This window comes from Micromonospora sp., from assembly GCF_048594385.1.
GTDB classification, from domain to species: Bacteria; Actinomycetota; Actinomycetes; order Mycobacteriales; family Micromonosporaceae; genus Micromonospora; species Micromonospora wenchangensis.
Window position 1 is genome coordinate 1 of sequence record NZ_JBMDWU010000302.1, and the last position, 17,419, is coordinate 17,419.

19 protein-coding genes and 1 pseudogene are annotated in these 17,419 nt (G+C 70.2%); 16 read left to right on the forward strand and 4 right to left on the reverse strand.

Annotated features, from left to right (window positions below):
- Positions 1-450, reverse strand: a 450-nt coding sequence (locus ACOJTC_RS16080) for a sugar O-acetyltransferase (protein WP_420117482.1), incomplete at its 3' end; no start/stop codon positions are given.
- A gap of 217 nt (positions 451-667) precedes the next feature.
- On the opposite strand from ACOJTC_RS16080, the gene ACOJTC_RS16085 reads away from it, so the two are divergent.
- From ACOJTC_RS16085 to ACOJTC_RS16100, 4 genes are all read left to right on the forward strand, one after another.
- The gene (locus ACOJTC_RS16085) at positions 668-1,570 is read left to right on the forward strand and encodes a DMT family transporter (protein ID WP_420117483.1); all 903 of its coding nucleotides are present in this window, start codon (positions 668-670) and stop codon (positions 1,568-1,570) included.
- Positions 1,571-1,701: 131 nt separating this feature from the next.
- A complete protein-coding gene (locus tag ACOJTC_RS16090) occupies positions 1,702-2,556 on the forward strand; it encodes a hypothetical protein (RefSeq protein ID WP_420117484.1) in 855 nt (284 codons plus the stop codon).
- Positions 2,557-2,584: 28 nt separating this feature from the next.
- Positions 2,585-2,863 (forward strand): hypothetical protein, encoded by a 279-nt coding sequence (locus tag ACOJTC_RS16095; RefSeq protein WP_420117485.1) that lies wholly within the window; start codon positions 2,585-2,587, stop codon positions 2,861-2,863.
- Positions 2,864-3,138: 275 nt separating this feature from the next.
- Positions 3,139-3,660 (forward strand): hypothetical protein, encoded by a 522-nt coding sequence (locus tag ACOJTC_RS16100; protein WP_420117486.1) that lies wholly within the window; start codon positions 3,139-3,141, stop codon positions 3,658-3,660.
- Between the two features lie 391 nt (positions 3,661-4,051).
- Here ACOJTC_RS16100 and ACOJTC_RS16105 read toward each other — a convergent pair whose 3' ends face one another.
- The 3 genes from ACOJTC_RS16105 to ACOJTC_RS16115 all read right to left on the reverse strand — a co-directional run bounded on the left by ACOJTC_RS16105 (position 4,052) and on the right by ACOJTC_RS16115 (position 7,004).
- Positions 4,052-5,314, reverse strand: a complete 1,263-nt coding sequence (locus tag ACOJTC_RS16105; RefSeq protein ID WP_420117487.1) for a pentapeptide repeat-containing protein — start codon at positions 5,312-5,314, stop codon at positions 4,052-4,054.
- Positions 5,315-5,445: 131 nt separating this feature from the next.
- Positions 5,446-6,141 (reverse strand): HAD family hydrolase, encoded by a 696-nt coding sequence (locus tag ACOJTC_RS16110; RefSeq protein ID WP_420117488.1) that lies wholly within the window; start codon positions 6,139-6,141, stop codon positions 5,446-5,448.
- Positions 6,138-7,004: a GntR family transcriptional regulator gene (locus tag ACOJTC_RS16115; protein ID WP_420117489.1), complete on the reverse strand. Its 867-nt coding sequence runs from the start codon at positions 7,002-7,004 to the stop codon at positions 6,138-6,140. The genes ACOJTC_RS16110 and ACOJTC_RS16115 overlap by 4 nt, the downstream gene beginning before the upstream one ends.
- 623 nt (positions 7,005-7,627) lie before the next feature.
- On the opposite strand from ACOJTC_RS16115, the gene ACOJTC_RS16120 reads away from it, so the two are divergent.
- From ACOJTC_RS16120 to ACOJTC_RS16175, 12 genes and pseudogenes are all read left to right on the forward strand, one after another.
- Positions 7,628-7,999 carry a DUF6284 family protein gene (locus ACOJTC_RS16120; RefSeq protein ID WP_420117490.1) on the forward strand — a complete coding sequence of 124 codons (372 nt, stop codon included), beginning with the start codon at positions 7,628-7,630 and terminating at the stop codon, positions 7,997-7,999.
- Positions 7,999-8,361 (forward strand): RRQRL motif-containing zinc-binding protein, encoded by a 363-nt coding sequence (locus ACOJTC_RS16125; RefSeq protein ID WP_420117491.1) that lies wholly within the window; start codon positions 7,999-8,001, stop codon positions 8,359-8,361. Before ACOJTC_RS16120 ends, ACOJTC_RS16125 begins: the two co-directional genes overlap by 1 nt.
- A gap of 43 nt (positions 8,362-8,404) precedes the next feature.
- Positions 8,405-8,716 (forward strand): hypothetical protein, encoded by a 312-nt coding sequence (locus tag ACOJTC_RS16130; protein WP_420117499.1) that lies wholly within the window; start codon positions 8,405-8,407, stop codon positions 8,714-8,716.
- Positions 8,716-9,588 (forward strand): DUF2637 domain-containing protein, encoded by an 873-nt coding sequence (locus ACOJTC_RS16135; protein WP_420117492.1) that lies wholly within the window; start codon positions 8,716-8,718, stop codon positions 9,586-9,588. The genes ACOJTC_RS16130 and ACOJTC_RS16135 overlap by 1 nt, the downstream gene beginning before the upstream one ends.
- A 92-nt stretch (positions 9,589-9,680) precedes the next feature.
- A complete protein-coding gene (locus ACOJTC_RS16140) occupies positions 9,681-10,148 on the forward strand; it encodes a Pycsar system effector family protein (RefSeq protein WP_420117493.1) in 468 nt (155 codons plus the stop codon).
- 16 nt (positions 10,149-10,164) lie between these two features.
- A complete protein-coding gene (locus ACOJTC_RS16145; RefSeq protein ID WP_420117494.1) occupies positions 10,165-10,374 on the forward strand; it encodes a hypothetical protein in 210 nt (69 codons plus the stop codon).
- Positions 10,371-11,693, forward strand: coding sequence for a hypothetical protein (locus ACOJTC_RS16150; RefSeq protein ID WP_420117495.1), 1,323 nt, complete (start codon positions 10,371-10,373; stop codon positions 11,691-11,693). Before ACOJTC_RS16145 ends, ACOJTC_RS16150 begins: the two co-directional genes overlap by 4 nt.
- Positions 11,681-13,897, forward strand: a complete 2,217-nt coding sequence (locus tag ACOJTC_RS16155; RefSeq protein WP_420117496.1) for a hypothetical protein — start codon at positions 11,681-11,683, stop codon at positions 13,895-13,897. The genes ACOJTC_RS16150 and ACOJTC_RS16155 overlap by 13 nt, the downstream gene beginning before the upstream one ends.
- 532 nt (positions 13,898-14,429) lie before the next feature.
- Complete coding sequence (locus tag ACOJTC_RS16160; RefSeq protein WP_420117497.1) at positions 14,430-15,326, forward strand: bifunctional DNA primase/polymerase; 897 nt, start codon at positions 14,430-14,432, stop codon at positions 15,324-15,326.
- Between the two features lie 533 nt (positions 15,327-15,859).
- Positions 15,860-16,579, forward strand: a complete 720-nt coding sequence (locus ACOJTC_RS16165) for a DUF3631 domain-containing protein (RefSeq protein ID WP_420117500.1) — start codon at positions 15,860-15,862, stop codon at positions 16,577-16,579.
- A 97-nt stretch (positions 16,580-16,676) separates the two neighbouring features.
- On the forward strand, positions 16,677-16,910 hold the full coding sequence (locus tag ACOJTC_RS16170; protein WP_420117498.1) for a helix-turn-helix transcriptional regulator: 234 nt from the start codon (positions 16,677-16,679) through the stop codon (positions 16,908-16,910).
- Positions 16,907-17,419, forward strand: a pseudogene (locus ACOJTC_RS16175) (hypothetical protein); the annotation flags it as partial. The gene ACOJTC_RS16170 and the pseudogene ACOJTC_RS16175, both read left to right, overlap by 4 nt.

A 17,419-nucleotide genomic window follows, 5' to 3' on the forward strand; every position in this document is an offset into this window, starting at 1 on the left:
GTCACGGCCGATGCGGACGCCGGGGAGGATCGTCGCGCCGGCCCCGATCCAGACGTTCTCCGCCACGTCGATGGGCGCACCGGTCAGCCACTCCCGCCGCTGCCCGGGGTCGACCGGGTGACCGAGGGTGATGAAGGTGGCCTTCGGGCCGATCATGACGCCCTCGCCGAGCCGAATGCCGGCATAGTCGAGGAACGTGCAGTTCTGGTTGATGAACACCCGCTCCGCGATCTCCAGATTGAGGCCGTGATCGGTGTAGAACGGCGGATAGATGGTGACCCGCGCCGGCAGCGGCCGGCCGAGAAGCTGCGCCAACAGCTCCGCCCTCCCGGCCTCGTCGTCGAAGGGCAGCACGTTCAGCCGGGACGTCAACTCGGTGGCCCGCAGCACCCTCGCCGCCATCGCCCGGAACTCGGGGCTGTGGATACGCATGAAGCGGTCGTCGGACATCCCGCGATCCTCGCCGACGCCGCCGGGGCGCGCCGCTGCGGGCCGCCCGCGCACCACTCCTCCCCCGGCCGGCCCACCGCAGCCCGCATCATCCGCGCGCCCGGTCAACTCCCGTCGGCCTGCTCCCGAAGACCGGGCACTGTTCCTCCGCGAGCGGATCAGGTAAGCCATCCACATGACCCGAACCGATGCGAACACCCTGAATGACGGGATTTCGGTGAAGACTGACCGCCAGCGGGTGACCCGGGCAGGTATCGCCCGGGTGGCCGGTCTCGCGTTGCTGTGGGGCTCCGGCTTCCTCTGGATCAAGCTCGCGTTGCGGGGCTTCAACCCGGTACAGATCGTGTTCGCCCGGCTCCTGCTCGGCTTCCTGGTCCTGACCCCGATCGCCCTGTCCCGGGGACTCCACTTCCCGAGGCAGGGTCGGCTGTGGGGTCACCTGTTCGCGGCCGCCCTGGTCGCCAACGCCGTGCCGTACCTGTTGTTCAGCGTCGCGGAGGAGACGATCGGGTCGAACGTGGCGGGGGTGCTGAACGCGACCACGCCGCTGTGGACGCTGCTGTTGGCATTCATCGTCGGCGTCGACCGGGCCGTCACCGTCAAGAAGGCCGCCGGGTTCACCCTCGGGTTCCTCGGCGTCGTGGTCATCTTCTCGCCGTGGGAATCCGCGAGCGAGATCGCCAGTTGGGGCGGCCTCGCCTGCCTCGCCGCAGCCGCCAGCTACGGACTCGGCTACGTCTACATGGGCCGGTTCCTGTCCGGACGCGGAATCCCGCCGCTCGTACTGTCGGCGGCCCAACTCGGCGCGGCCACCGTACTGCTGGTCCCGGTGCTGCCGTTCGCCGGACTGGAGTCGCCGGTGTGGCGGCCCGACGCGGTGGCGAGCCTACTCGTCCTCGGGGTGCTCGGCACCGGGGCCGCCTACGTCCTGAACTACCGCATCATCGACGACGAGGGGCCGACCGCCGCTTCGGTGGTCACCTACCTGCTGCCCGTCGTCGCCGTGATCCTCGGCTGGGTGATCCTCCGCGAGGCCGTCACGACCGCGATCGTGGCCGGAATCGCCCTGGTGCTCGCCGGGGTCACCCTGACCCGGCGACGGTCCACCGAAATCGGATAACCCGCACGTCACATCGACCGGCGATCGTCGTACCTCGGGTGGTTCGGACGGGCCTGCCCATGGGTCACCGACCCGAAGCCGGTCACCGATGCCACGCTTCATCGGTCCCTGAAACGGCATGGAGGACGCTGATGCAGGTCGTCATGGCAACCAGCCCGGCCAAGCCCGACCAGCCGAATGAGGACTTCGTCGGTGCCGTACCGAATGCCGTCGTCCTGCTCGACGGGGCCGGGCTGGCCGGCACCACCTCGACCTGCCTGCACGGTGTCGCCTGGTACACCCGCCGGCTCGGCGGGGCACTGCTCGCCCAGCTCGCAGCCGACGACGGTCGGGAACTCACCGCCATCCTCGGTCAGGCCATCGCGGAGGTCGCCGACGCGCACCGGGACACCTGCGACATCGGTGACCCGAGCAGTCCGTCAGCGACCGTCACCATCCTCCGGGTCGACGACGACCGCGCCGACCACCTCGTGCTCGCCGACTCCGTGCTGGTCCTCGACCACGCCGGGAACGCCCCCGAGGTGATCACCGACGGTCGGGTGGACGCCGTCGGCAGCCGCTACCGCGCCGCGATGGACGCCGCCCCGAACGGGAGCCCCGAACACGACCGGGCGCTGCGCGAATACATCGAAACGATGCGCGTCCACCGCAACCGGCCTGGCGGGTTCTGGGTCGCCGCCGACGACCCGGGGGTGGCGGCGGAAGCGCTGACCGGGAGCCGGCCTGTCGCGGACATCAGGGGTGCCGTCCTGCTCAGTGACGGGGCCAGCCGCATCGTGGACCAGTTCGCGCTGGCGGACTGGCCGGAAGTTCTCGCGCTCATCGCCGCGGAAGGGCCGGGCGAGGTGATCCGGCGGGTCCGGGCGGCGGAGGCCGGCGATCCGCAGGGCAGACGGTGGCCGCGCGCCAAGGCGTACGACGATGCCACGCTGGCCTGGTGCACCCGGTTCCTTGCGCGACACGCGCCCGCCGGACCGGGTCGATGATCGTCCCAGCCTCATCGAAGGGGATCAGATGGAGACCTGGCGAGTCCTGGCAGGCGCCGCCATGAGCGCTGCCATGTGCCTCCTCGGCGTCGTACTCGCGACCAACTTTCGTGGCGTGACTGAGTGGCACGTGCGGCGGTCGATGTCCGCCGCGAGCGTGATCCGGCGAGTTCCGCCGTTGCGTCGGCCACCGGACGTCTCGCCCGAGAAGCGGCTAGCACGATTCATCCTGCTGGAACGAGTCATTGGCGTGGCTTTGGCCGCGGTCGGTCTCGTGTTCCTGACGGCCCTCGCCACAACCTTCTGACGGACGAGACTCACGAAGACGGCTCTACGGCTCCCGCTGGCCAGGTCCGCTTTGCACCCCCGGTGGCGGGAAACCTCTACAGCCCACGCGACGGATGTGCGGGGCGTCGGCAATCCAACCCAGCTCAGCACCCCTGAACTGCCGTTTCAACAATCCGCGCCAGCGCTTCCGGCCTGCCGCCCACCAGCTGCCCGCACACCCACGCAACCGCCCACACGTTCCGTCGACGGCGATAAGCCGGCGACACCGAGGGCTTGTGGGCCGATCATGTGTTGATGCTCGGCCACGACGCGCTCACCCGCCTCCAGGAGGCCGCCGTCCTCTGGAGCGTCGGAGAGGCCACCCCGGCAGACGTGATCGAAGCCGCGTGCGACTGCCTCGTAGCAGACGTGGACAGTCCGTCCCTTCGGATCCTGGCGGGCGTCTCCTCAGCCCCGAGCAGCGACAGCGAGCAGCTGCGCCGATGGCTTGAGGATGCTCTCGGAGAACTCTCACTGACCTACTACCGGAAGGGCAGCCGGGAAGGCGAAGACGAAGCCGTCCGGATCATGGCCCGCCGAGTGCTCGCCCGGACCATCACGCCCCGCTACCTCACGTCCTGGGCTTACCTCTGCATCACCACGGAGGGCACGCCCCTGGCAGGCGAACTCATCAATCTCGACAACACCTACGAGTGCGTCGAGGCCGGCGTCCACGACGGGCAGGAATATCCCACGGCGGCGGCTGCGAAGGTCGACGCGGACGTGATCGCCGAGGCTCGACGCCTGGTCGGCGGTAGAACAGCCGAGAACGCCTGAAGTAGGCATGGTCGCCCGAGCGCGTCGCCGATCGTCGTTGATGGTGTCGTCTCCCCCATCGATGCGGTCGGCGTACTCGCAGAGGAGGATCGCGACGCCATGGCCCAAGCGGCGGGCTTCACGGACGAGCTTCAGCGGCAGGATCGACCGCCCACCATCTGCCCGTGGCCAGTCATGGACTACTGGAGCCAGCAGGGCCGGGCCGGACAGACTACAACGGCCCCCGATCAGCATTCCTGCTGGTCAGGGGCCGCATTGTGCTCCTGGTGGCGGGTAGAGGGTTCGAACCTCTGTAGCTTTCGCGACGGATTTACAGAGCGCCATGCTCAAAGCCCTGACCTGTGCAGGTGGGCTGTACCGGCAGGGATGGCGACGCAGATGCGACGCAACCTCACTCGTGGGGCAGGTGTAGCCCTTCTGGCGGGCGTCCGTCCGGCCATCGGTCGAACTCCGGGGGGTAGTCCAGATCCGCCCCGTTAAAGGACACCTCTCCGCCGCTGAACTTCGCCCCACCAAAGGACACCCGCCCGCCGCCGAAACTCGCCCTGTCGAACAACACCCGCCCGCCGCTGAACATCGCCCCACCGAAGGACACCCACCCGTCACCGAAACTCGCCACCTCGAAGGACACCGTCCCACCGCCGAACGTCGCCGCGTCGAAGTCCACCCCACTGCCGCTGAACTTCGCCCCACCGAAAGACACGTCCCCACCGCCGAACATCGCCTCACCGAAGTACACCCCACCGCCGCTGAACTTCGCCCCATCGAAAGACACCCCCCCACCGCCGAACTTTGCCCTACCGAAAGACACCCCCCCACCGCCGAACGTCGCCCTATCGAAAGACATGTACCCACCGCCAAACGTCGCCTCGCTGAAGGACACTCGCCCAACGCTAAACGTCGCGCCCGAGAGGTCACCACCGTCGAAAACTGCGCCGGTGAAGTCGTAGTCGAAGCCGCACCACGAATTCGCATCCTCCTCAGCAAGCCGTAAATGCCTGCCGATGAGTCGAATGACGGTATGACGCACCTCCCGCTCCTCGCGAGCGGTCCGAGCAACTTCCGAGGTTGTCGCCGATGCGTCGCCATCGGGCTGCATTGGCGACGCATCGCTCGGGGCATCCTGAGGCGGGGTGTAGGGCATCCGGAGGTACGCGCAGAGGACGTCGATGCAGGTCTGTCGACTGTCTCGCCAGTCGTCTGCGAGCCCGGCCATGGCGTAGACACCGGCCAACCGCACTGCCGCCTTGTCCGAGCCGAGCTGTTCGGAAGCCTTGGTGAATCGCTCGTTGAAAAGGCGGACGCCGTTACGGTCGGTTTCGATCTTGGCTCGGCCCTCGGCAGCCTCTGCACGTAGGTCAGCGGCGTGCGCCAACCCATGGGCGAATTCGGCCAGCTTGTTGGCGTGCTCGGCAACGCGCTGCCGTCGGTACGCCACCACGAGCGCTGCGACACCTCCAACACCCGCGACCACGGAAAAGACGAGCTTCAGCAGGTCGAACAGCGTGGCGGCCGTGACGGTGCTGGCCCGGTGGAGGCTCGGCCAACCGGCGTACCAGAGCGCTCCAGCGATCAGGGCTCCAACCACCAGCACCGCAGTCGCGATGACCAGCGCGATCGACCGGCGGATACTCCAAAGCCGAAGCGCCGGCACCGGACTATCCGCTGGTGAAAGTGGTGGGACTCTAATGCCGCCAGGCACCGGGGACAGAGATCGACTTTCGCGCTCCACGTCCCTCTTCGTAGTCGATCGGAGCAAACGACCAGATGCAGGCCCTCCCGATTTCAGTCCTCAGCCCGGTCGAGCAGAACCTCGGCAATCTCGCCCATGCTGGTAACCACCGCGCCCGCCCCGGCGAGCCGGAACGCATCGACCTTTGACGGCCGATTCGCGTAGCCGATCACCGCTACTCCAGCGGCCCGCGCGCCCTCGATATCCGACAGCGAGTCGCCGACCAGCACGCACCGGGCCGGCAACTGACCGAGGGCACGCACGGCTTGCAGGATCGGTTCCGGGTTGGGCTTCATGCGGTCCGGGTCTGCGTACGCCCGGCCGACGACCGGCGAGACGTACCCGGCGAGCCGGTGCGCGGCTAGGTAGGCGGAAACAGCCCCGGCTGAGTTGTTGCTGACCGCCGCCACCGGTATCCCGGCTTGCTGGGCAGCCACGATGACCTCACGGCCATACGGCGTTGGCTCGGCAGTCTCCACGGCCCGGCGCTCAGCCGCGCAGAGTGCATCCTCTACCGCACGCGTGGTGCCGTAGTTGCCGGCCGCCCCGGTGCGCCGCAGAACCTCCAGCGGATCGGGCTCCCCAGCTAGATCAGGAGGCACGTCGACACCGCGTCGCCGCAGCACCTCCACCAACTCGGCGGCAACCTGCAGAGCGGGGTACCCGGCGAAGATGCTGCACACCGGTCCATCGAAGTCGAGCAGCACCGCCCCGACCCCGCTGAACACCCGGCCAAGGTCGGCGCTCATCCGTCGTACCGGTAGGCGATGGTCGACCACACCGAGTCGAACCACTGGCGGGACGCCTCCACGAACTGCGTGCCGTGAGACGTGTCGTCGTCGGTCACGGCATAGTGGAACAACGGCACGTCCTTGCCCATCAGGTCGTAGATCGCCATGGGCTCACCCTTGATCGAGACGGTGCGCTCAACGACCGGATAGAAGCCGTAGAAGACCTCTTCCCCGTTCAAGATGTAGAGCTTGAACAGGGGAGATGCCCGATGCATCCGCACCTCTACCGTGGTTGAGCGGATCAGGCCGAGGTCGCCCAGCTCGGCCACCTGGTCGATGATGCCGTCTGCTGCCCGGCGCGTGATGCGCTCGGCTCGCTCTCGCACCGCCGGATCATCCGCCTGAGTCTCAGCCCGAGCGGGCAGCGCCATGGGCATCGTCATGTCAGAAATCAGCACCCGTACCGCGATCGTCTCCGGCGCGAGCCTTCCTACCCGCACCTTGTCGAGCGCTTCGGCAAGCGCGTCTCGCAACGTCTCGCCCGAGAACCCGGCGAAGTCGATGGTGACGTGCGGCCTTTCGAATGCCGCTTCGATATGGGGCCGCAGCTCCACAGCTCGCTGTGTCTGCGCACGGACAAACGCGCCGCTGCCCTGCCGGGACACGATAAGCCGTTCCGCCCGGAGCAGGTCTAAGGCCCGCTTGACTGTCTCCCGGGCAACGCCGTACCGGGCGGCCAGGTCGGGCTGTGACGGCAGCGTGTCACCGGGCGCGAGTCGACGCGTGAGGATGGCCGCTCGCAGCTTGTTCGCGATCTGCTGCGAAGCCTGTTTGGGGTCGTCGGGGTCCAGCTCGCCGAGGAAGTCAAGGTTCTCGCTCACCCCCTCACGGTAGCGCTGACTAGCCAAGTCAGGAAAGTTTGCCGCGCCCCCTTGACCTGACTAGCCAAGTCGACTTAGGTTCATCACGTCCAACCTGGCTAGCCAGGCAGGGCAAACCGAACGGAAGCCGGGGAAGGCTGGCGCGCGCCGCGCCGCACGCCCACGGGCCGGTCGTGTGGTCGTTCATTGAGAACTTCACAGCAGAAGCGCCGCGTTTGATCCGTCTGCGGTATGCCCGCCTTGATCCACATGGTGGCCGATCCCGGTAGATCCCGGGGGAGCGGGCCGAGTGGGCTGATCTTGGCGCGCGGTTGCTTCTGCCTCTGATCCCCGTCGTGGATGGGGTCGCGCTGTCACAGCGCGACCCCGGCCCCGGCGCTCTGCTGCTGGTCCGTGTGACGCCCGGACCGCCCCTGCTTACCCGTCCTGACCTACCCCCGTGGGAGAGGTGATCCCGCTATGTCCGTGATTGCCGCGTGTGTGCGTGTCACGACCAAGAGCCGCGCCACCTGGCGCACCTGCACGGCGTGCGGGGCGCTCGCTCCGCTGGCCCCTGACGAGAGCCGCTGCCGGGCCTGCCCGCAGCCGTCGCGTTCTCGCCGTACCGAGAGGAACCGATCGAAGTGACCCCCGCCGAGATGGAACCGACCCCGGTTGACCTGGCCGCGATTGACGCTGAGTGGCCGTTGATCGCCGCTGAGTTGGACGTGCTTGACGCTGAGATCAGCCTGCTCTACGCCGACGACCGGGGCGGCCCCTCGCCGCTGGACTGGCGTCGACTGCGCCGGGCCGAGGCTCGCGTTACCCGCGCCGCCACGACGGCGGTTCGCCCGCCCTGGCACGCCGACGGGTGCGTGCCTCACCACCTGGCGGTGGTCGGTCGGACCGGTTGCGGCCACGGCTGCGAGATCGTGCGCTGCCCCGGCTGCGGTGGCGAGCAGGTTCTCCACCGCACCGACAGCGGCTGCCGGGCCGGCCTGCCTCGCGCAGTCTGATGTCCCGCATCCGGGCCGCCTACAACGATCCGGACGGCAACCGGTACGGCATCCCCACCTACTGGTGGCAGGGTGCCCCGCCCGGCTACGCCACCCGCCGTCAACTCCGCGCCGCCGGCCTGCGGCCCGCCGGTCAGCCGATCGCCGCTCAGGTCCTCTGGCGTGGCATCGGCGGCACCCGCGCCGCCTACCTCTACCGGGTCGACCTGGCCCGGCCGAAGCGCACCGCCACCCCCGCCCAGCGCCGTGCCATCGCCGCCGCGTTGCTGGCCCGCCGTACCTGCCCGACCTGCGGCCAGGTGCGCCCTTACTACATCCCGCGATCCCTCGGAGAGTGCACCGACTGCTCTCCCCTGTGTTGAAAGAGGTTCCGCAGTGAGTGACCGGAAGAACCGTCGTGCCGTCCTGGCTGAGCTGATCCTGCTGGCCGACCCGACCGAGATCCGCACCCGTTCCGACGGCAGGTCGCTGACCGTCGATTTCGACAGCGTCGCCGAGTTGAAGTCGTGGTTGCACCTGGCCGGGTTGAACAGCCCGGACCTGCTGTCCCGCGAGTACCAGGGGACCGACAAGGACGGCCGACCGTACCGGGCGATGAGCGCCTATCCGACGTGGCACGGTTGGGAGTTCTTCGCCTACGCCCGCGAGTTCACCGACACCGCCGGGCCGCTCGACCCGTCGACCGCTGACCGGCTCGCCGCGCTGGCGGTGGCCTGATGACCGCGCCAACGCTGAGCATCTACCCCCGGTCGGTAGACGAGTTGATGCCCGAGGCGCACGCCCTGGTCGCCCGTCTCGGCACGGTCCCGTCGCGGAACCGGATCAAGACCGAGTTGCGGGTGGGTGGTCCGAAGGCGGACGCCATCATCGACCGGCTGACCCGCCCCCCGGTCGACCCGGACGCCACCCCGACCGGCAGCATCCCCGCGCCGGACGCGGCCGACTCGCCGACGGTCGACCTGGACCCGCGCCCGGACGCCGACCCGCCCGCGCCGGACGCCCCGGACGCGCCCACGGACCCGGTGCCGCCCGCCCCGCCCACACCGGCCCCTGCCCTGGACGTGGCCGAGGTTCCCGAGGTGGTGTCGGGGCAGGCAGCACCCGCCGCAGACCCGGGTTCCAACATCATCACCACCACCCCCGCCGCCGCCCGTCCGACGGGTCGGGGGTGGGCGTACGTCGGGGTGATCCTGGGCGGGGTGGTGTCGATCGCCGCGACCGTGGCCCACACCTACCTGCCGAACCCGCCCGACGGCGCACCCGCCGGGTGGGCACCCGGCCCGGGGTGGTCGCCGTCGCCGCTGGCGGTGGCGTTGTCGGTGTTCTGGCCGGTCGCTCTGTTCGTGACGGTGGAGATCCTGACCCGCATCCCCTGGGGCAACGGGGCAAGTTCCGTGTTCGCCCGGGTCGCGGGTGTGCTGCCGGTTGCGGTGGTCGCCGCTGTCGTGTCCTACCGGCACCTGTCCGGACTCCTGGCCCACTTCGGCGAAGACCCGCTCACCATCGCCATCGGCCCTCTCGCTGTCGATGGCCTGATGGTGATGGCTTCCGCTGCGCTGCTGGTGACCAGCCGCCGCAGCCGTTCCTGACCCCGCCCGGCGGCACAGCCCCATGGGCTGGAAACCCGGGCTGTGGCGCCGGTCCGGTCACCCAACCCCTACACGAAGGGAGGGCACCTCTGATGGTGCCAGTACCCGATCCGGCTTGGTTCACCGACCGGATCACCGAAGTCCGCGCCGAACTCGCCCGCGCCGACAGCAAAGCGTCCACGTTGATGGCCGTCGCGGGTGCGGCGGTGACGGTCGGTGTGGCGATCCTGGCCCGCACCGACCTGCCCGGCCCCGCGTTGGCCGCCGGGGTGACCACCGTCGTCCTGGTCGGCACGGCGGTGGGGCTGCTGGCTGGTGCGGTTCGGCCGTGCCTGGGCGGTGGTCACGGCCTGGTCCGCTACGCCGCTGCTGCGCCGGGTGACCTGATGACCGAGGCCACCGCGCCGCCGCTGTCCGCCGCCGCCGAACGGGCGCATCACCTGGTGTGGCTGTCCCGCACGGCCGTGCGCAAGTACCGGCGGGTGCGTACCGCTGTCGATCTGCTGGTGGCCGGGCTGGTCGGCACCGCCGTTACCGCTGTTCTCGCTGTCGTCGCCTGACCTGGGAGGTAGCAACATGCTCAAGCACGCAAACCCGCCCGCCGGTACGCGGGCCGGTCGGGTAGCCGCCACCACCGTGGGTGTCCCGGTCGGGGTGTTCACGGCCGGGTACGGCATGGCCCGTGACGCGCAGCTCACCGGCTGGCTGCTGTTGATCCTGCTGGTCGGGTCGGGTGGCTACGTGGTGATGCGGTGGGTGCTGCGGTCGTGGGCTGGTCCGCGATGAGCACCGACACCATCGAGGCGGCCCCGGTAGAGCAGGAAGCCCCGGAGCCGACCAGCCCGGAGACGGCCGGCGACGACCTGCCGCTGTCCGAGGCCGACGAACCGACCGGCCAGCCTGCCGACGACGACCCGAGCGGCCCGGCCGAGGATGACGGGCCGGTCGGGTTTCCCGGTGGGGCGCTGCTGATCAGCGCCGCCGATATGGCGGCGGTGGGTGGTGGGGCGTTGTGGGCCGGGGCGACCGGGTTCGGTGCGCTGCTGTTGGCCGCTGCCGCGACCGCCGCCGCCGGACTCGCCGTGGCCGACCGGAAGGCCAGGCGGGACCGGGCACGCCGTGACGGCACCGGGCGTACCGGGCAGTCGGCCCGCCCCTCCCGCCGCACCACCGCCGCCGGTAGCGGCGGCGCGGCCGGTGGCCGGGGTCGGAACAGGCCCGGCGGCGGCAAGGGCAGCGTCGGCGGGGTGTTCGGTCGCAGTAAGCCGGGTGGCAAGCACGGTGGCACCGGCAAGCCGACCGCTGGTGGCCCGTTCAGTCGGTCCGGCAAGAACAAGCCCTCTGCCGGTGGTGGCCTGTTCGGACGCAAGCCCGGCAAGGGCAGCGGCGGCACCGGGGGCGGGTTGTTCGGCCGAAAGCCGGGCGGCAGCGGGAAGGGCTCCCCCGGTGGTGGGGGCCTGTTCGGCCGGTCCGGCAAGGGCAAGGGTCGGAAGCCGCACGTGATCAGCGACCCCGGATTCCGTCCCCTCACGGGGACCGGTTCTCGGGGCAGGAACGGCCGGAAGTCGTCCCCGAAGCCGGTCGGCAGCGCGGATGAGGCGGCCCGGCGGGCGGAGGAAGCCCGCAAGGCCATCGACACCGCCACCAAGCCCAACGCCGACAGCCCCGAGGTCAAGCCTGCCGACGGCACCCAAGCCGCCGGCACCACCACGAACGGCGACGGCCCGACCGGGGTCGGGTCGCAGGAGATCACCGCAGGAGGTGCACTGATGGGTCAGTTCCCCCTACCCGGCGCGGCATCGGAGTTCCGGTCCGCCGCGTCCCGCTACACCCCCGACGACATGTACGAGTTCGGCGCGCACCTGGCGCAGATGCCCGCCGCGATGCTCGACATCGCTGAGGGGTTGAAGGCGATGGCGTTGCGCACCCACGCCGAACGGCCCGTCGACCCCCGGGTGGTCGAAGCCCTCGCCGCGCTGTACCAGGTGCAGCGGGCCACGATCGCCGCCGCCGAAACCATCGCCCCGGTGTTCCGCAAGGTCCACGAACGCGACCTCGCCCGGCGGGAAGCCCCCCGCACCAACGAGCAGGAATGGAACGTCTGATGACCACCACCGACAGTCCGATCGTGCCCCCGGCCCCCGCGCCGGGGGCCACCCCCACCCCGACCAACCCGACCGTCGCCCCGGCGAAGCCGGCCCGGGGGCGGGCCGGGCACTGGCTCACCTATGCCCTGTCTACCTGGCATTGGCGGCACCCCCACCCCGCGTGGGGAGCGCTCAACGCCGCCGGGGCCACTCTCGGCGCGGCGGGGATCGCCGCCGCCGCCGATGTGCCGGGTCCGTTCGCCGCGATCGGCGGGGCGCTCGGCGCGGCCGGTGCCGTCGCCGCCGGCATGGCCGACGACCTTCCCGGGCACCGGCTGCTGTGGCGGGGCTGCTGCTGGATGATGCCCGGCACCTGGGCCACCACCGCCCTGATGACCGACGCCGTGTGGTCCGGGTGGGCACTGGGCACCCTGGCCGCCGGCACGGCCGGGTTCGCTACCGCCGCAACCGCGATCGGCCGCACCCGCCGCCGCCGGGCCGACGCCGCACAGCAGCGGGCCGCCCTGGTCGACGCCGCCGCCCGCCGGGACCGGCTCGCCGCCGCGTGGGAAGCCCGCATCGCCCGGGTCACCGACGTGAAGGTCACCGTCCGGAACGTGCAGGGCTGGCCGACCCGCACCGGGTTCACCCTCGACGCCGACCTCCCGACGGGCGGGGCGACGTGGCGGGACATCGCCCGCCGCACCGAAGGACTCGCCGCCGACGCGAGACTCCCCCACGGCTGCGAGGTGACGGTGGAGCCGGGGGACAGCCGCGGTGCCGTGCTGCTGCACGTCTCCACCGTCAACGCCTTGTCGCAGGATCACCACCTCGACGACTACAGCCCCCTGTCCATCAACAACCCCCTTGCTATCGGGCCGCTGCGCAACGGCGAACAGGCCGTCATCAACCTGCGCTACGCCTGCGGGGTGCTGGTCGGACAGACCGACAGCGGCAAGACCAACCAGCTCCAGACCATCAACACCCAACTCGTCCGCTGCGTCGACACCCTCGTGTGGCAAATCGACCTCGCCGGTGGTGGCCTGTCCCGGCCGTGGGTCACCCCCTACGCCGAAGGACGAGCGCCCCGCCCCGCCGTCGATTGGGTGGCGACCAGCATCGGGGAAGCGGAGATCATGGTCCGCGCCGCGATCGAGATCATCAACGGCCGCAAGCCCGCCTACCAGCAGCGGATGCGCGCGGCGAACGATGACAAGATCCCGGTCGGCCCGGACCTGCCCGAGATCGTGATCGTGGTGGACGAGATCAAGACCATCCCGCCGCACATCGTCAACATGCTCGCCCAGATCAGCGACACCGGACGCGCCGCCGGGGTTCGTACGCTGTGCTGCGCGCTGCGGGCCACCGACGACTACCTGCCGATCGCCATCAAGGAACAGGCCCGCATCCGCATCGGCATGCGGGTCACCGACGACAAGGAACTCAACTACCTGTTCGGCTGGAAGTACAACATCGACGCCGAAGCCGCCCCTTACCAGGGAACGGGGTTCCTGCTCGCTGGCACCCCCGGTGAGGCCGCGCCGATGCCGTTCAAGGGCTACCGCACCGACCCGGCCCGCATCGACGCCGCCGCCGTCGCGGTCGCCCCTTGGCGGCCCGACCTGGACGCCGTGTCGCAGCAGTTGGCGGGCAAGGTCGCGGTCAAGGGCACCCGCGCGTACGCCGACAGGTGGACGCGCACCATGCCGACCCTGTTCACCGATCCCATCACCATCACCCCGACCGGCATCACCACCCCGACCCCGCCGGTCACGTCAGCACCGGCCACCGGCACTACCAATGGCGGTACCGGTGGGGACATTGCCCACCTGTTCGACCCGATCCCGGGAGACACCCTCGACGCCGCCCTCGATCGCTTCCGCACCATCGCGGCCCGCAACGTGACCGAACTCGGCATCGACATGACCACCGCCCTCAACCACCTCGACCCGAACCCCGTGCCGGAGTTGCTGACCAGCGCTCTCGACGCTACGGAGGCCAACGGCGGGCGCATCCACACCGGAGATCTCGCCGCCCGCCTCGCCATGGACCCGGCGACCCTCGGCACCGAACTCAACCGGCTGCTACGGGATGTCGGGGTGGAGCGGCACAACGCCACCGGCAGCGTCCGCATCGGCGACGCCGTCAAGCCCGGATACCTCGCCGCAACTCTGCGTGAGGCCATCGACGCCTACCGGGCCGGTGGGCAGCGGGCCGCCTGACCCCACACAAACCGGCGTGTGGGTCACACACCAACGCCTCACACAACCGTGTGACCCACACGCCCCGTCCCACCCCACGTCCCACCCGTTGACCTGCCCGTGAAGGCGTGTGACCCACACACCAGAACAGGGGGCTACGGCCCGGAAATCGGCCCCCGGACCCCCCTTCCCTCACACGCCTGACACGCCCTACACACGCCCCCACGCCGAACCCGTTTCGGCGCGATCCCGCACGCCCACACGCGGCTACTGACAGTCATCAACGGGGCGCTTCGCGCGCTCACTCCTGAGTGGCCGGTGCCCGTCTGACGCTGCCTTCCACCGCCACACCGGGAAGGAGTGGCACCGGCTGATGAACCTGCTCGACACCCGGTGCGGGCACTGGATCGGGGCGCAACGGCGCTACTGCCACCACCCCGATCGTGTCCGCCCCTACCTGCAAGGCCCCCGCTGCCCGGCCCACACCCCCAACGCCCTTGCCGGCCGGCCCGAAGCCCTGTCGACGTCCCTGCACGAACCCGAGAGGAGCGCCATGCCCGACACGTCTGCCCTGGTCACCCCCGCCCTCACCTACGCCGAACGCGGATGGCCCGTGTTCATGCTCGCCCACTCGAAACGACCCGTCGCCAACTGCCCACCCTGCGCCGACGCTGGCCCCGACCACGACCGGGACACCTGCTCCTGCCTGACCTGCCACGGCTTCTACGCCGCGAGCACCGACCCGGAGCGGGTCGCCGCGATCGTGGGCGCTGTCCCTACCGGGCAGCTCGCCTTGCGTACCGGTGCCGCTTCCGGCACCGTCGTGGTCGACGTCGACCCCGCCCACGGCGGACGAGACACGATGAACGCGCTCATCGCCGCTGGGCTGCTGCCGCCTACGGCCTATGTAGTGACCGGGTCGGGTGGGTTGCACCTGTACTACCGGCACCCCGGCCAACCGGTGCAGTGCAGTCAGGGCAAGCCGGGACAGGGACTCGGCCCCGGCATCGACGTCAAAGCCGACGGCGGATACGTGGTGCTGCCGCCAAGCGTGCACCCACGCACGGGCCGCCCGTACCGGTGGGCGCCGCGCCGGGAGATGCAGGAGATGCCCCCCGCGCTGGTTGACGCCTGCCGACCGGCCCCGCCCGCACCGATCCCGGTCCCGGCACACGAACCGACCAGCATCCGTGAGGCGGAGGGCATCTCCCATCCCGACCGGCTGTTGGCCGCACACCTGCACGCGGTCGCCACCGCACCGGAGGGCAGCCGCCGGACCACGCTCTACGGGGCAGCCCGAGGCGTCGCCCGCATGGTCACCGCCGGAGCCATCAACCACCACGACGCCGTCACCGCCCTCACCACCGCCGGCCGCCAAGCAGAGCAGACCGACCGGGACATCCGCGCCGCCATCACCGGTGGCTTCCGCGCCGAAGGGATCGCCGCATGAACCCACCGACCAGCACCACCGATCAGCCCGTAGACGGTGCCGCGATCCTCGACCAGGTACACGCCTGCCTCACCAAGTACGTGATCCTGCCGTCGGCGGAAGCCGCAGACGCGGTAACGCTGTGGATCGCCGCCAGCCACGCCCAACCCGCGTGGGCACACGCGCCACGACTGGTCATCCGCGCCCCGGAGAAGCGGTGCGGGAAGTCCCGACTGCTCGACGTCGTAGAGGCGACCTGCTACGCGCCGCTGATCACCGTCAACGCCAGCCCCGCCGCCGTCTACCGGGCTATCGGCAGTGACGACCCGCCGACCCTGCTCGTCGACGAAGCCGACACCATCTTCGGGGCCGCCGCTGAGGGCAACGAAGACCTACGTGGCCTGCTCAACGCCGGCCATCAGCGCAACCGGCCTGCGATCCGGTGGGACAACAACACCCGCAGCCTGGAGAAGATCCCCACCTTCGCCATGGCCGCACTCGCCGGCATCGGCGCGATGCCCGACACCATCGAAGACCGCGCCGTCGTCATCCGCATGCGCCGCCGCGCCCCCGGAGAGCAGGTCGCCCCCTACCGGCACCGCCGTGACGGCCCGGCCCTGCGCACCCTGGCCCGGACCCTCACCACCTGGCTACGTGCGAACCTGCCCACCCTCGAAGCCGCGGAACCACCCATGCCCGTCGAAGACCGCGCCGCCGACACCTGGGAACCCCTGGTAGCCGTCGCTGACCTGGCCGGGGGACCCTGGCCGGACCGGGCACGCCGTGCCTGTGAAACCCTCACCGCTCTTCGCGACGGGGCAGCCGTTCCCTCCGACCGGATTCGGCTCCTGGCCGACTGCCGCGCGATCTTCCGTACCGCCGGGGTGCTCGACACCCAGAACCGTCCCGGCATCCCCAGCAGCGTCCTGCTGGACCACCTGCGTGCCGACGCCGAAGCGCCGTGGGCCGAGTACGGCAAGAGCGGCACCGGCCTCACCGCGATGAAACTCGGCCAACTCCTGGCCGAGTACGAAATCCGGTCCACGAACATCCGGTTCGGGTCGCCCCACGGGCAGGTCAAGGGCTACTACCAGGCCGACTTCACCGACGCCTGGCAGCGCTACTGCCCCGGCCCCGAAGCCGTGCCACCGGCGGAGGCGTCCCAGCCGTCCCCGCCGTCCCCGCCCAGCTCAGCCCCGGGACGGGTTATCCCCCTGGGACGGCTCAAGCCGTCCCACACCACCACCGCCCAGCCGACCGCTGGGACGGCTTAAGCCGTCCCAGCTCCCAAGCCGTCCCAGCCCTGACCTGCGATGGGACGGCTGGGACGGCTGGGACGGCTACCCCCTCCACCACCAAAAGGGGCGCCGCATGACCGACCGCGCAAACAGCAAGGCGGTTACCAACCTGTCCGCCCGGCGCCGCACCGACTGGCTGACCGTCGAAGCGTTCTGCGGCGAACTCCAGATCTCCCGTTCCACATGGAACGACTGGCGGGCGAAGGGACGCGGCCCGCGCTGCGTCCGGCTCCCCAACGGATCGCTGCGCATCCGACGCGCGGATTTCGACAAGTGGTTGGACACCCTGGAGGCCGACGCAGCATGAGCACCACCTACAAGGTTCGGATCTACAAGACCAGGCAGCGCAAGAACCGGGAAGGCAAGACCACCAGCTACCAAGTTCGCTGGGAAGTCGAGGGCACGGCGAAGCAGGAGTCGTTCAAACTCTCCGCGCAGGCCGACAGCTTCCGGTCTGATCTCGTCAGCTCCGCGAAGAAGGGCGAAGCGCTCGACGTCCCGAGCGGCCTGCCGGTTCGGTTGCTACGGGTGGAACGCCCCGAATTCCCGTGGCTGCCGTTCGCCCAGGATTTCGCGGACATGAAGTGGCCGAACCTCGCCCCAAAATCCCGGAAGAGCTTGGTAGACGGCCTGGTCGCGATCTCCACCGCGATGCTCGTCGACGAGCACCCGGACCCGAAGCTGCTCAACCGCGCACTACGTCGCTCCCTCAACCCGAGCACCCGAATAGCGCCAGCATCAGAAGACGCGCAGCAGACGACCCGGTGGTTCGTAAACCACAGTCGCAAGATCGACGATCTCGCCGATCCAGAGGCC